At 49.6% G+C, this 13,902-nt stretch carries 9 protein-coding genes; 4 read left to right on the top strand and 5 right to left on the bottom strand.

The window, feature by feature from the left end; translation table 11 throughout:
* Positions 1–48: 48 nt before the first annotated feature.
* Positions 49–1,791 carry an FAD-binding protein gene (locus EDC56_RS01785; RefSeq protein ID WP_245980626.1) on the bottom strand — a complete coding sequence of 581 codons (1,743 nt, stop codon included), beginning with the start codon at positions 1,789–1,791 and terminating at the stop codon, positions 49–51.
* Between the two features lie 145 nt (positions 1,792–1,936).
* On the bottom strand, positions 1,937–2,815 hold the full coding sequence (locus tag EDC56_RS01780; RefSeq protein ID WP_211333525.1) for a YheT family hydrolase: 879 nt from the start codon (positions 2,813–2,815) through the stop codon (positions 1,937–1,939).
* Positions 2,816–3,167: 352 nt separating this feature from the next.
* Here EDC56_RS01780 and EDC56_RS01775 point away from each other — a divergent pair, with 352 nt between their 5' ends.
* A complete protein-coding gene (locus EDC56_RS01775) occupies positions 3,168–5,456 on the top strand; it encodes a TonB-dependent receptor (RefSeq protein ID WP_123710814.1) in 2,289 nt (762 codons plus the stop codon).
* Between the two features lie 72 nt (positions 5,457–5,528).
* Here the strand turns inward: EDC56_RS01775 and EDC56_RS01770 are convergent, their stop codons facing one another.
* Positions 5,529–5,927 carry a type IV pilus assembly protein FimV gene (locus EDC56_RS01770; protein ID WP_123710813.1) on the bottom strand — a complete coding sequence of 133 codons (399 nt, stop codon included), beginning with the start codon at positions 5,925–5,927 and terminating at the stop codon, positions 5,529–5,531.
* A 165-nt stretch (positions 5,928–6,092) separates the two neighbouring features.
* The gene (locus EDC56_RS01765; protein ID WP_123710812.1) at positions 6,093–6,698 is read right to left on the bottom strand and encodes a TetR/AcrR family transcriptional regulator; all 606 of its coding nucleotides are present in this window, start codon (positions 6,696–6,698) and stop codon (positions 6,093–6,095) included.
* Positions 6,699–6,795: 97 nt separating this feature from the next.
* On the opposite strand from EDC56_RS01765, the gene EDC56_RS01760 reads away from it, so the two are divergent.
* The 3 genes from EDC56_RS01760 (at position 6,796) to EDC56_RS01750 (ending at position 12,585) form a co-directional block, all read left to right on the top strand.
* Positions 6,796–7,950 carry an efflux RND transporter periplasmic adaptor subunit gene (locus tag EDC56_RS01760; RefSeq protein ID WP_162844049.1) on the top strand — a complete coding sequence of 385 codons (1,155 nt, stop codon included), beginning with the start codon at positions 6,796–6,798 and terminating at the stop codon, positions 7,948–7,950.
* Positions 7,951–7,952: 2 nt separating this feature from the next.
* Positions 7,953–11,045: an efflux RND transporter permease subunit gene (locus EDC56_RS01755; RefSeq protein ID WP_123710810.1), complete on the top strand. Its 3,093-nt coding sequence runs from the start codon at positions 7,953–7,955 to the stop codon at positions 11,043–11,045.
* Between the two features lie 154 nt (positions 11,046–11,199).
* A complete protein-coding gene (locus tag EDC56_RS01750) occupies positions 11,200–12,585 on the top strand; it encodes a YdgA family protein (protein ID WP_123710809.1) in 1,386 nt (461 codons plus the stop codon).
* Positions 12,586–12,659: 74 nt separating this feature from the next.
* Here the strand turns inward: EDC56_RS01750 and EDC56_RS01745 are convergent, their stop codons facing one another.
* Positions 12,660–13,817, bottom strand: a complete 1,158-nt coding sequence (locus EDC56_RS01745; RefSeq protein ID WP_123710808.1) for a patatin-like phospholipase family protein — start codon at positions 13,815–13,817, stop codon at positions 12,660–12,662.
* Positions 13,818–13,902 lie beyond the last annotated feature (85 nt).

Here is a 13,902-nt window from a genome sequence, read left to right as displayed (position 1 = left end):
GTTATTATCACTGAATAAGCCACCGTCAAAGAGCGGTGGCTTGTCGATTTAATTCGTGGCTAAGGGCTCTGCTTTTTGATCGCTGTTGCTGCACTGTTGTTGCTGGCCTTGGATGTGTTTGGCTGCTTGATAGGCAAAAGTCATGGCAGGTCCTAGTGTGGAACCTGGGCCAGGGTAGGTTGGTAGCACGGCAGCAGAACAGTTCCCTGTTGCATATAAACCAGTGATAGCTTGACCTTCAGTGTCTAAGACTTGCGCGTTGCAATTGGTGGTGAGCCCGCCCTGTGTGCCAAAGTCGCCAGCCTGCAGTGTCAGGCTGTATAGCGGCGGTGTGAGTATCTCGCCAAGACAGGGGTTGGGTTTGTTGGTGGGGTCGCCGTAGTAACGATCGTAGGCGTAGTCACCGCGCTTAAAATCGAGGTCTTTTCCTGTTCTGGCGTAGCCATTGAAGGTGTTGACGGTTTGCTTGAGGTTTTCGACATCAAGTCCAGCGTTGGTTGCCAGCTCCTCGACGGTGTCACCGCAGGCGACTAAGCCCTCTTCAAAGTAGTCTTTCGGGATAGTCCACTTCGGCCCCATCAGAGGGTAGGCGCCGTATTTTTTCTTAAAGTTGTCATCGAATATCATATAACAGGGCGCGCATGGGTTCTCTTCGCTGTGCAGCGACAATAGCTCTTTTTGAAACGCCATATAATTCTGTGATTCGTTACTAAAGCGCTTGCCTTTTTTGTTGACGACGATGGTGCCGGGTTGCGCTTTGGTGACGATACTCAGAAAGGGGTAGGGCACACGGGGGATATGCATGGTCGTGCACCACCAAGCGTTATCCATGAGTGAAGTTTGTGCGCCAAGGGCAAGTCCGGCGTTGATGCCATCGCCAGTATTGCTCAATGTGCCGGCGCTCCATTGGGTGTTGGTTGGGCTGGGTAGATATTTTTCGCGCATCTGCTGATTGTGTTCAAAGCCCCCACAGGCAAGGACAACGGCTTTGCGTGCACGAATATTCATTCGCTTACCTTCTTTCTCGACCACGGCGCCAATGACTATGCCGTCCTCGCTGATTAATTCGATCATTGCGGTGTTGCGCCATAGCGGAATATTACGCTCTCGTAGTGCGATGTAGAGTTGGGCAATACCGCCAAAGCCACAGCTCACCTCACGCCCGCGATGATGTTTTAGTAGCCAGGGAATATCGCTGTAGTGTTTGAATAGTTTTTTCAGTGCCAGGCGTTTGGCGCCTTTTTCCTTGCACGACATGATTTGTGCATCATGCTGAGACATGTTGATACGGTCGAACATGTAGATAGTGCCAGGGAGTATATTATCCAGCTCATCTTCGAGTTCGGTGACCTTAAACGGTGTTGGTTCTAGCGAGCGGTGACCATTGCGCGCACCGGTAGCATTTGAGTAATAGTCGGGGTACTTCTCTAAGCTGTCATAACGAATACGCGTGTTTTCGTGGAGCATATCGACCATTTTTGGGGCGTTTTCAAGATAGCAGTCAATCATGTCATCACGACGGATTGTATCGGGTATGGTCTCTGTGAGATAAGCTTTGGCATCCTCAATGCTATCTTTAGCACCAGCAGCTTTTGCGTAACGGTTGTTTGGAATCCAGATGCCACCGCCTGAAAGTGCACTAGTACCGCCTATTTTTTCGTCCTTCTCAATAAGTAGTATATCCGCTGTACCGAGGATATGGCTGCATAACGCTGTGGTCATGGCGCCGTTGCCGGAACCAACGATTAAAGTGTCGACGGTGTGCTGCCATTGTCGTTTCGTCATAGTCATCGCTACTGTCTTGTGAGTTGAAAAACGCTCAGTGTTATTATTTGTGCAGAATTATTGCTAACGATGAATCTATCATTGATTGCGTCTAATCAGGATGACCTTTTATTGTTAGTTTACTGTCATTTTTACACGTTTGTAGTTGTTCCTATTCAGTCAGGCTTATTAGTCGTTGGTCTAGCCAGCTATTTAAGGCGTAATCATGCAAAAAGCCACAATGTCCGCCGTAACGGCTTAGCTCAATGCTAAGTTGTTGGCTGTGAGCAACTTCTTGAAGGTGTTGATGTTGAATGACGGGGTCATCCATGGCGGCGATGATGTGGGTGTCAGCATGGAGTTGTTGGAGTCGGTCGCCATTGACCGCGTAGCCATCCAGATAGCTTTCTGTGTCGTCGTAATCGGTGTGCGCGGGAACAAAAAACTGGTTCATTTGCTCTAGGTTTGAGAGCGTTTTTAGTTTTTGGCCATAGCCTAGCTGTGGGTAGAAAATCAGTTTTTTGAATAATGATCTTCGCCATTTTCTTGCGAAGTAATCGTGGTAGATTTTTGGGCCATTACTTAATGTCTGCATTGTGAGGCGTGGTGAAATAACGGGACAGACCGCGATGATGCGCTGAAAGGAGAGCGCTTGTTGCTGCATGTCGGCAGCGGTGCGCAGGGCGAAGTTTCCTCCAAGTGAAAAGCCGACTAAGTAATGATTTTTTGACTGGCAGAACTCTTGTCCCCAGGCAAGGGCGCGGAGTACCTCGTCCATCCTGGTGGAATTGAACAGCGTTGGGTTGAGGTGGTGGGTGTGGCCGTGGTCACGAAGATTTAGGCGAAAAATGCTATAGCCAGCGCTATAAAAAGCGTGGGCGGCGCTGATTAAATAGTTGGATTCGGCAGAGCCTTCCCAGCCGTGTATAAGCTGTACTAAACCTTTCGCGTGTGGGTGGATGTTGCTGAAGGCCTGCATCTTGACCCCGTTGCAGTCGATAATATGGCAGCTGCTGGCCTTTAACCAGCTCTTTGCTTGAAAACGCACCATAGCGCGCCGGGGCTGCAGGGAAGAGGCGATGGATTGTACGTGTGGGTTACGTAATAGTAACGGGGGCGTATAGGCGTGCATATGTTAGGCCGTCAGTTTTGATCAAATGCGAAATGCTTTTTGTCATAAAAAAATAAAATCGAACACGATGACTAGATACATTTACTGTTTAGATGCACCTAACCTTATTGGGTTAGACTCTGGTTAGCAGTGTCTGTGGCGAGCCGATAAAATGATGTCACTTGGCAAGAGGCTGAGTGCAGATCCTACCGCCTTTTAGTACGTCACTTAAAGCACAAGAATAATAAATTTATTTATACGAGAAACAGTCTCGTGTATCAGGAGAGTTTACATGTTAGCGTCTTTTACTCGCAAACCTTTGGCCGTTATGATTGCTACGGCCAGTCTTGGGTTGTTGTCCGGTAACGCTGTAGCCGCAGAGAACCTTGCCCTTGAGGAGATTGTTGTTACCGCTGAGAAGCGTGAGGCTACGTTGCAGGATACGCCGATTTCACTGGCGGCCTTTGATGATACTGCCCTGACAAAGTTCGGTATCGATAACATGGGCGATCTTGAGGGGCTAACGCCTAACTTGTCGATTACCCCCTTTCCAAACAGTCGCTCTTCACTTGTCGTTTTCATTCGCGGCATTGGTAATAACGATAGTCAGACGACACAAGATCCTGCGGTCGGTGTCTATATGGATGGTGTCTACATAGGCCGCTCTGTTGGCTTGACAACAGATGTTGCAGCACTGGAGCGCATTGAGGTACTGCGTGGGCCACAGGGCACGCTCTATGGCCGGAACACTACCGGCGGTGCGATTAACTATGTGACGGCTAAACCTTCGCAAGAGTTTGCTTTTGAGCAAACTATTGGCGCTGGCAATAATGATCATTGGGCCTCGAAGACGACGATCGATAGTGGTGAGGTTGTTGATGGATTGACCGGTAAGTTGACCTATCTACGCAGTCATAACGGCGGTTGGGTTGAAAACCTGGGTAATGGCAATGACTTTGGTGAGGAAGACAATGAGGCTGGGCGTATTGCATTAAGTTTTGCGGCAACAGAAGCTTTGACCGTTGACTACAGCTATGACTTTTCAGAGGTAGAAGGGCCGCAACAGTTCTATCAAAGTACTGCAGTACCAGCAGGTGCTGAGCAGGCGATGGCTTATAATCTCGCTGCTTCTGGTTTTACTCCTGAGTCAGTTGCTTTTTACGCGCCTATATTTACCGCAGGCCTACAAGGTAATGACAAGCGGCAATCAGAAGGTCAATGGTCCGGTGATGTGGAAGACAGTCAAACCAAGGTCTCCGGTCATAACTTAACGGTTAGCTATGATCTTGGTGGTGCGGTATTCAAGTCGATTACCGGCTACCGTAAGTTAGATGAGTCGATCGTACAGGATTACTCCGGTGGGCCGGCGGAAGGCTTTCATGTCAACGTCGATATTGCGCATGAACAGTGGTCACAAGAGTTTCAGCTGGTTGGTGATGTGGGAGAGCGCTTAAGCTATGTTGCGGGCCTGTATTATTATTACGAGGAAGGACTTGAAAAGGAGGCGGATACAGCGCCAGGTATGTATCCAATCCCAGGTGTTAAGCCAACGGGGCAAGGTGTTGGTTTCGTCAGTAAATATGTCATCGTTGATCGTTATATCGACTCGGAGAATACCGCCTACGCAGCCTATGGTCAGTTAACCTATACGCCGGCACTATTAGATGATCGGTTGGATCTTACTGTCGGCGTGCGTTATACCGAAGACCATCGTGAAGTTGAAAAGGCTGACATTATCAACTTCCCAACGGATGCGGCGGTGAAGGGTAAGCAGACCTATTCGAATACCAACCCAAGCTTTACGGCGTTGTTCAACTGGACTGACGACCTTAGTACTTATGCCAAGGTCGTGAATGGCTATAAATCAGGTGGCTTCAATGCACGCAGTACCTATGAAGGCATTCAGCGGCCTTTCGATGAAGAGGAACTGTGGTCATACGAGGCTGGTTTGAAGTCGATGTGGCTTGATAATCGTCTGCGGGTCAATGCTGCAGTATTTTATAATGATTATGAAAATATGCAGATTCAGCAGATCACCGACAATTCAAAAATCTTCTTAACCGATGTCTTTAATGCCGGTGAGGCGACGACGCAGGGAATAGAGTTAGATGTGACAGCGCAGCTGACCAAGACGCTGGCGATTACAGCGAACTATGCCTATCTCGATGCTGATTTTGATAAGGTTACAAATGGCAATACTGGCGCAGACGTAACGGCTGATTACACCATGCCTTTTGCGCCGGAAGAGAGCTACAGCCTGGTGCTTGATCACGTAGTACCGTTAGGAGAGCAGGTGCTGAGGAGCACGCTGAACTACAATTGGCGTGGCGTGCAGTATGGCACGGCGGCCAATGCTGATATGAAGGGCTTTGAAGTTCCGCATTATGGTTTGCTGAACGGTCGTATTGCTTTAGAAGGGGTTGCTCTGGGTGAGAATAGCGGTGAGTTGACCTTGGCGCTATGGGGTAAGAATTTGACGGATGAAGAGTATATCGTCCACTCCATCAGTCAGGGGGTGACGCATAACGGTTACTTTGGTGAGCCACGTAGCTATGGTCTTGATCTGACCTACAACTACTGATTACTTGTGAGCGAATGAGAAAGCAGCCTTAGTGGCTGCTTTTTTTTGTGCCCGGATAGCGGCGGCTAATTATTAGTGAGTTTCAGGTATTGGCAGCAGCGCGGTATAAGGCCTGATGATGTGTCCCTGTGGCCATTTGATCTCGATGATGAAGTCGATATAGCTCTCTTTGACGGGCTGTCGCCCCTTGATATCGATAAAGCTTTGTTCACCGTTAAGAACGGGGTTGAATTTCAATTCGGTGAGCAGGTGTTTTCGTTCGGTATTCAGTAGGTCGAATTGGCTTTGATCGGCCAGGTGAACTTTGATGGTGTCTTTGTCGAGGAAGCCGACATTATATAGCGTAACTTTGCCGTGGAAGGGCTGGTTGATGCCGGATAAAACCTCGAGCTTACCGGCGCTGAGCGCCATTATAGAGGTGGATAAACAGAGGGCGGCGATAGTGCAGATAGGTCTGATGAGTTTTTTCATACGGCACTCTAAATAGTCTGGTAGAAAAAGTGAGCGTGTTTATTATTGTGGCAGCAGATAGCCAATGCTGCTGATATTTAATGTACAGTAATTTATCGATTCTTCCAGTGTGCAGAGTCACATCGCGCCGTGTGTCTCGTTGTACGGCGTCGCTGTGCTTGCTTTCTAACGCTGATAATAGCTTAGAAACATGTCGACACAACTCTGTAAGTAACGCTCGTTGTCGGGTATTGGCGGCTCTAAGCCACAGTCAAGTTGCACCTTGCAGGCACTTTGAGTCATTAGCAGTAGTTGGAAAGAGGCATCCTCGACGTTGTCGACTTGCAGTTTCCCTGTTTCGTGTTGCAGTCGTAGAAAGTCTTGTAATAACTGAGAGACCTTAGCGGGGCCTGCCTCGTAGAGCAGAGCACCTAACTCGGGGTGAGAATGTGCCTGTGCGGCACAGGTGCGTACGATGGCGATAGCCTCGCTGCTGGTGATCATCGCGTGAAAGCGTTGGCAGAAGTCGAGCAGGGTGTCACGCAGAGGGCGCTGCTGACTAAAGATCTCATCGTTGATCTGATAGATCTCGCATTTGGCGGTGACGGCGGCGGTAAAGAGGTCGTTCTTGGTACCGTAATGGCTGTAAATGGTTTGTTTTGATACACCGGCGGCCTTGGCGACGGTGTCCATGCTGACATTATTGAAACCTTGGTCGCAGAAAAGTTGCTCAGCGGCTTGAAGAATCTGCTGGGCTTTTTGTTCACTCTTATTTTTAAACGTTTGTGACATCGATTACTCCAAGATCAAACTGGACTGTCTAGTGTGAAGTGTTTTAAACTGGACTCATAAGTCTAACTATTATTGCACAACCAATATGGAGGTTGCTATGAAACCCTCGGTCTACTGTCGATGTTTGCTGCTAATGACTCTCGTGCCTGCCTTGCTCAGTGGATTAGTTGGCTGTGCTGGCGATGCCACCGATGAGGTGCAAGCAGCTGATTATCATTCGGTATTGAGCTATACCTTGCGGGGGAGCGAAGACCTTGAGCTCGACCGAGAGTTTGTCGGGTTAGTAACGCCGAGCCAAAACGGCAGCATAGGCTTCGAGCTGAGTGGTAAAATCTCGGAAATTCTCGTGGATGAGGGTGAAGAGGTTAGACAGGGACAGGCGTTGATGATGCTGGATGTCAGCCTACTGCATACCGAGAGTCGTCAGCTAGAGGCTAAGAGGCAGCAGGCGAAGTCAGATTTGAAGCTGGTTCGAGCCAACCTGAAGCGGTTACATTCGCTGCAGGAAAAAGGCTATACCTCGACCCAGAGTGTCGATGAACAGACAGCTCGTGAAAGTAGTTTGCTCGCTCAGCTCAATCAATTACAGGCAGGTATTAATGCTAACCAGTTGAAAATTGATAAATCGACGTTGAAGGCGCCTTTTGACGGCGTGATTGGCCGTCGCTTGGTATCTCTCGGGCAAGTTGTTACAGCCAGCATGCCGGTTTATTTGTTGTCGTTGCAGCAATCAAACGAGGCGCAGATTGGTGTGCCTGTGCGTATGCTGGAGCAGCTACATAGTGGGGATGATCTGTCCGTGACCGTTGCTGATAAGCTGTTCCCAGTGCAACTTATTACCAAGGGGGCAGTGATTGATCCTGCGACACGGACGGTGCAGCTGCGCTTGGCATTGCCGGCTGATAGTTCGGTGATCAGCGGCCAGCTGGCTTATTTGTCTTTGCCGGAAAAGATTCATCGTAGCGGATACTGGGTACCCTTAACGGCTTTGACCGATGGTTTAAGAGGGCTGTGGAATGTCTATGTGTTAATGGCCGATGCTGATGGCAGCTCCTACATATTGGAGAAGCGTGACATACGAGTGCTTTATGCAACCGCTGAGCGGGCCTATGTGACTGGCGCCATCGCCGAGGGGGAGAGTATCGTCGCAGGTGGCATGCATCGTTTGGTGCCTGGCCAGCAGGTTGTCATTGCAGCACCTGTTGAACCTACCAAGAAAGCATCGGTGGATGTGACGCTGGTGGAGCAATAACGATGAAGCTATTTCTTGAGAGCCCAAGAATGCTTATTCTGCTGGTAGCTTTGCTACTGGTCTCAGGTTTAGGCGCTCTGAAAAGCCTTCCGCGCATGGAAGACCCGCATTTACTGAATCGCTTTGCGATCGTCACCACGACATACCCAGGGGCTAGTGCCGAGCGGGTAGAGGCACTGGTCACGGAACCTGTTGAGAGTGAGTTGCGTCGGCTGAGTGAGATTGATGAGATCACCTCTATCTCGCGCCCGGGAGTGAGCATCATCAGCATGATGCTAAAGCCAGGGGTGACGGAGTCTACACCGGTGTGGTCGCGCGCTCGTGATCATATTTCCGATGTGGCGCCCAACCTGCCCAGTGGTGCCTCTGTGCCCTCGTTAAATAGTGATAGGGGCTATGCTTTTACTACTTTGATTGCTCTGCGTTGGCAGGGGGATAGCCAATCTGATATCGCGATTTTAGGACGTTATGCAAGAGAGCTTGAAAGTCGTCTGCGGGTATTGCCTGGTAGCGAGTATATTGAGTTGTTCGGCATGCCCAAAGAAGAGGTCTTGGTCGAGGTTAATGCGGATGTGGCGAGCTCATTACGGCTGTCGTCGGTGGCGATTGCAGAGGCGATTCAAAGTGCTGATGCTAAGGTCGCCGCTGGTCAGATCTATGGTGATCGTAACCAGTTTCAAGTAGAGCTAGGCGGTTCGTTAGATACGATCGAGAGGATTAGAGAGGTGCCAGTGATTACTGGTAGCAATGGTCGTGTCTACCGCGTAGGTGATCTCGCCGAGATACGACGTGAGGTGCAGTATCCACCCTCAGATATTGCCTCTGTAGAGGGGCGTGATAGTGTCGTTGTGGCGGTGCGCATGGATGCTGAGACTCGCATAACCGACTGGATGCAGCGGGTCGACAACACAGTCGCCACCCTGCAGGCTGACATACCGAGTAATATCGCTATTGATACGATTTTTGATCAGCGCCATTACACAGAGAGTAGGCTCGAGGAGTTGGTTGGCAATATCTTGCTTGGCTTTACCCTGGTGGTGATTGTGTTGTTAGTCACCTTGGGCTGGCGCTCAGCGATTATTGTTGCGTTGTCACTACCGTTGACGCTGATGTTCACCTTAAGTTGCATGCAATATTACGGTTTACCTATTCACCAAATGTCGGTGACGGGCTTAGTGGTTGCGTTAGGTATCATGGTTGATAACGCGATTGTTATGGTGGAGAGTATTGCGCAGAAGCGCCAGCAGGGGGTTGCCCGCCTTACTGCAGTTCGCCAATCATTAAACCACCTTTGGTTGCCCTTATTAGGGTCGACGATGACGACGATTTTAGCGTTTTTACCGATTGTATTAATGCCCGGTAGTGGCGGAGAGTTTGTTGGTGGTATTGCGCTTAGTGTAATTTTCTCTCTTATCGGCTCTTATCTTATCTCTCATACAATTATCGCAAGCTTAGCGGGGAGTTGGTTGCCAGAGGGGCAGGCGGTAAGGCGCAGCTGGTACCAAACAGGTATTGAACTACCAAAGGTTAGCGCGCGTTTTGAGGCTTTATTAGCGAAGAGTATTGCACGGCCTAAAACCAGTATTGGCTTGGCGCTTTTGTTACCGCTATTAGGGTTTGTGGCTGCGGGGCAGTTGACCAATCAATTCTTCCCCCCCTCTGACCGTGATATGTTTCATATCGAGCTTTATATGTCGCCGCAATCGAGCATCATCGCGACCAGGGCTATGACGGAAAAGCTGGATGAGGTGATGTCAGAACAGCAAGAGATTCAATCGGTGAGCTGGTTTGTTGGCAAGAGTGCGCCATCATTTTATTACAACCTCCTCCCAAGGCAGCGTGGAGCAAATTATTATGCCCAGGCGATGGTGACGGCTGAAAGTTTTAAAGCGGCAAACCGCCTGATCCCTCTTTTACAACAGCGCTTCGATAAACAGTTCCCTAGTGCGCAAGTCTTAGTACGTAAGTTAGAACAGGGGCCACCGTTTAATGCGCCCGTCGAAATGCGTATTTTAGGGCCAAACCTTGATGTGTTGAAAACGCTGGGAGAAGAGGTGCAGAGGGTATTACTGACAACGGATAATGTGATTCATACACGTGCGACGCTCCAGCCGGGAGCGCCTAAGATATGGCTTGATGTAAACGAAGAAGCTAGCCTTATGAGTGGCATGAAGCTGACGGATTTAGCCTTGCAGCTACAGACCAACCTACACGGGATACTTAGAGGCTCCGTAATTGAAGCGACGGAGCTGATCCCGGTGCGCATTCGCGTGGGTGATAAGGAGCGTAAGGATCTGGCGGCACTGGGTGACTTAAGTTTGCCCACGGTAGCGGGGGAGAAGAACAGCGGTGTTCGCCTATCTGCACTGGCTGATTTAGAGTTGCGCCCTTCTCGAGGAGCAATCCCCCACCGTGACGGTCAACGGGTGAACGTCATTGAGGCGTATTTGCGAGCGGACGTGCTACCGGACTCAGTATTAACGGCTTTTAAGCAGAAACTGGCTGAGCAGGGGTTCGATTTGCCAGCGGGTTACCGATTGGAAACAGGTGGTGAGTCAGCGAAAAGGGCCGACTCTATCAATGATCTGATGACTTATGTGACGGTGATCTTGGTGTTGTTGGTTGCAGTCTTAGTGTTGTCTTTTAACTCGTTCAAGCTTGGCGCGATTATTCTTATGGTGGCGATGCAGGCGGCAGGCTTAGGGTTGTTGTGCGTCTATCTATCAACGTACCCTTTCGGTTTTACCGTTATTATTGCTGTGCTGGGGCTGATCGGTTTAGCGATAAATGCGGCAATTGTCATTCTGGCTGAGCTCGAGTCCGATGAGCGGGCGAGGGCGGGTGATGCTGACGCTATTGTCGCGGCCGTGATGTCCTGTGCTCGTCACATTACGTCAACAACGATTACGACTGTTGGTGGTTTCCTACCGCTCATTCTAGCAGGCGGGGGGTTTTGGCCTCCCTTTGCAATAGCGATTGCCGGTGGCACGGTGCTGACGACGATACTGTCTTTTTGTTTTGTGCCTGCGGCATTCAAACTGTCGAGGCGGTTGAACCAGTACACATACGGCAGCAGTCGAGGTCAGTTAACGTAAGCTGGCCGAAAGGTTTGTGCTGTATTTGCTATTGATCTATCATCCTTGCCAGCCATTTTTTTTGCTGTGGCCTAATGTAATGATCTAGCGGCAGCAATAAATATATTTAATTTTATGGGGGCAGCTGGGCTCCCTGGATGAAAAAGGAAGCTTCATGAAGACCCCTGTTATTGTCACGAGTGCGTTAATTGTTGCGGGGCTAGCGATTGCGCCGAAGTTTGTTGGTAACGCCGTTGAAAACCGTCTCGAGGATATGGTCAAAACCCTCAATCGTTCACCTATGTTGGAAGTTTCGCTCAGCGATTACAATAAAAGCTGGTTTTCTTCCGATGCCGTGATCAATGTCACTTTTCATGGTGAGGCCACGGCGGGCGCAGGCGAAGATGATTTTACGGTTAAACTGCCGTTATCAGTGGCTCATGGCCCGGTGATTTTTGATGGCGCACCTTCGTTAGACTGGGTGAAATGGCACTTAGAGGTAGAAACCGGTGAGCAGTTAAAGACGCTATTGCGTTGGGATGATAGCCAGCCCTTGTATCAGTTCTCAGGCTCTGTAGGCCTGCTACAAAAGATTGACTTCTCAGAGCGTCTGTTGCCTTTCGAAATCGACTCAGAGGCAGGGGTGGTTAAGTTTAGTGGCTACCAAGGCCAGGGTGAGGGGCGTGGCGTTGTTCAGTATGAGGGAGGAGCAGAGAGTCTCTTGATCCCTATCGAAGGCGGTAGTGTTGTCGCTAAAGGTTTGCATGTGAACTTTGAGACGGAGCTAGATCTCGATAAGTTTGTTGACGGTAAACTGAGTAACATGTCTGCGAATTTCAGCCTTGACCAGCTCGATGTAGGTGAACTGTTTGCACTGAAGAAACTCATGGTTGATGTGAGCAGTGACTATGACGCGAAGACTAAATTGGCTGATGCGACCGTTGCTTACTCTGCAGCTGAGGTGACAGTGGCTGAGCACACTGCCAGTGATCTTGCCTTAGAGATCGAAGTGAAGAATATCAGTGATGAGTTTAATGATTTCTATAGCGAGCAGCTAGAGCAGCTTGATGACAGCGCGCTCGAGGCCGAGAATATGCAGGCGCTTTTACTGAAGAGCTTACCGCTGCTATTGAAGAACGATCCTGAGTTCAATATTAAAAAGCTCGCAGTAACTTTACCAGAGGGCAGCTTTATCGGTCATGCGAACCTAGCTGTTAAAGGTGTTAATGCTGACAATATTAAGCTAGAAGATAATGCATTTTGGTTGCAGCATACTGTTTTTGATAGCTCGTTTACTGCCGATAAGCCTCTGGCAGAGAAAATCGCTACTGAGTTCTTTACAGCACAGCAGGCGAATCAGCAGCAAGCACCACAGGATATGGCAGAAGCACGTCAGATGGCGCAACAGCAGGCATCAATGACGTTGATGATGCTGGCGGGCCAAGGGATGCTACAGGATCTCGATAAGACATTTAAAATTGATTTCTCATTTAATAAGGGTGAAGTCAATCTTAATGGCAAGGCAATGCCTTTACCGCCAGGGCTTATTCCTCAGCCTTAGTTGGCGTCCCAGTAATATAAAAAACGCGACTTTATTGTCGCGTTTTTTATATCTGCTGTTTTGATAACACTATTTTAGTGAGTAAAAAACTCGATGATTTCGTCACGTTGCCGGTGTGCATCCCGATAGCCGTGCTCGATAAGCTCGCGACAGAAGTCTTTTTCAAACAGCAAGTAGCTGGCTAGACTGGCACCTCCTGCGCTTTTGGTAGCACCGATGACGCGCATTAATGCCCGCATGCCGCGCGGCAGAGCGGTGAAATGCTTGGCAGCGATTTCGTCAATTTCTACACTGGGATTAATGACTAACAAGCCAATTTTTCTTCGATTGTTGGTTTGTAAGTGTGGCGCATCGTTTTCCAACGTCGCCACCATATCGTTAAGGGCGATGAGGTGGTCGATGTCATTATCGAGTGAATCGAGAAAGGCACTATTGAAGACGTGGCCAATGATTTGTGCGATAGAGGGTGAATGAAGGTTTTTCTTAACGTTATTAAGTTGCTGTTCATTGTTACTGACACCGATAACCATCACACGCTGAGCACCGAGGTGGAGTGCAGGGCTAATGGGTGACAGCTGCCGCAGTGCGCCATCACCGAAATATTCAGCACCGAGCGGTTCGGCAGGGAGCACAGTAGGAATAGCAGATGAGGCGAGTAAGTGACTGACACTGAGCTCATCTCGGCGGCCGTGGCGGCGTGGTCGACGCCAGGGTTCAATTGACTCTTTACCTTGGAAAAAGGTGACCGATTCCCCTGAGCTATAGCCGCAGGCGGTGATGCCCAGCGCATCAAGGTGGCCGGCATCAATACGGCGTTGAATATTTTTAAACTGAATAGAGTGGGTGAGTAGCTCCCGAAGAGGGGCGGTATTCAGTAGTGCGATGGCGTGCTTATTGTCGATGCCCTGATTGGTCAAGGAGAGTAGAATACGGCCGAAGCACCGCGCCAGTTCCATGGTTTTGACTTGGTAGACTGAGCTGGCGTGCAGGTTTCGCCAGATGGCTTCGACTTTTTTTACCGCTAGGCGGAAGTTGTTTGCACTTGCCGCGAGGGCGACGGCATTGATGGCGCCGGCGGATGTACCGGTAATGACAGAGAAAGGGTTGTGGGCCTTTTTGGGAAACATCTCGGCGGTAGCTCGCAGTACACCCACCTGGTAGGCGGCACGTGCACCACCGCCAGATAGTATTAATGCGGCTTTTTTTTCATCGTTGGGGCGCTCAGCTAGCATGGTATCCTATTGGTCATCGGCTCATTCAGCCCTGATTTTAACAGTAAAGTTGTTGTAGCGTTGCAGATAACCGTGATATCTGTCA

The sequence above is a fragment of the Sinobacterium caligoides genome, assembly GCF_003752585.1.
GTDB lineage: Bacteria > Pseudomonadota > Gammaproteobacteria > Pseudomonadales > Sinobacteriaceae > Sinobacterium > Sinobacterium caligoides.
This window is presented reverse-complemented; position numbering and strand designations above follow the sequence as displayed.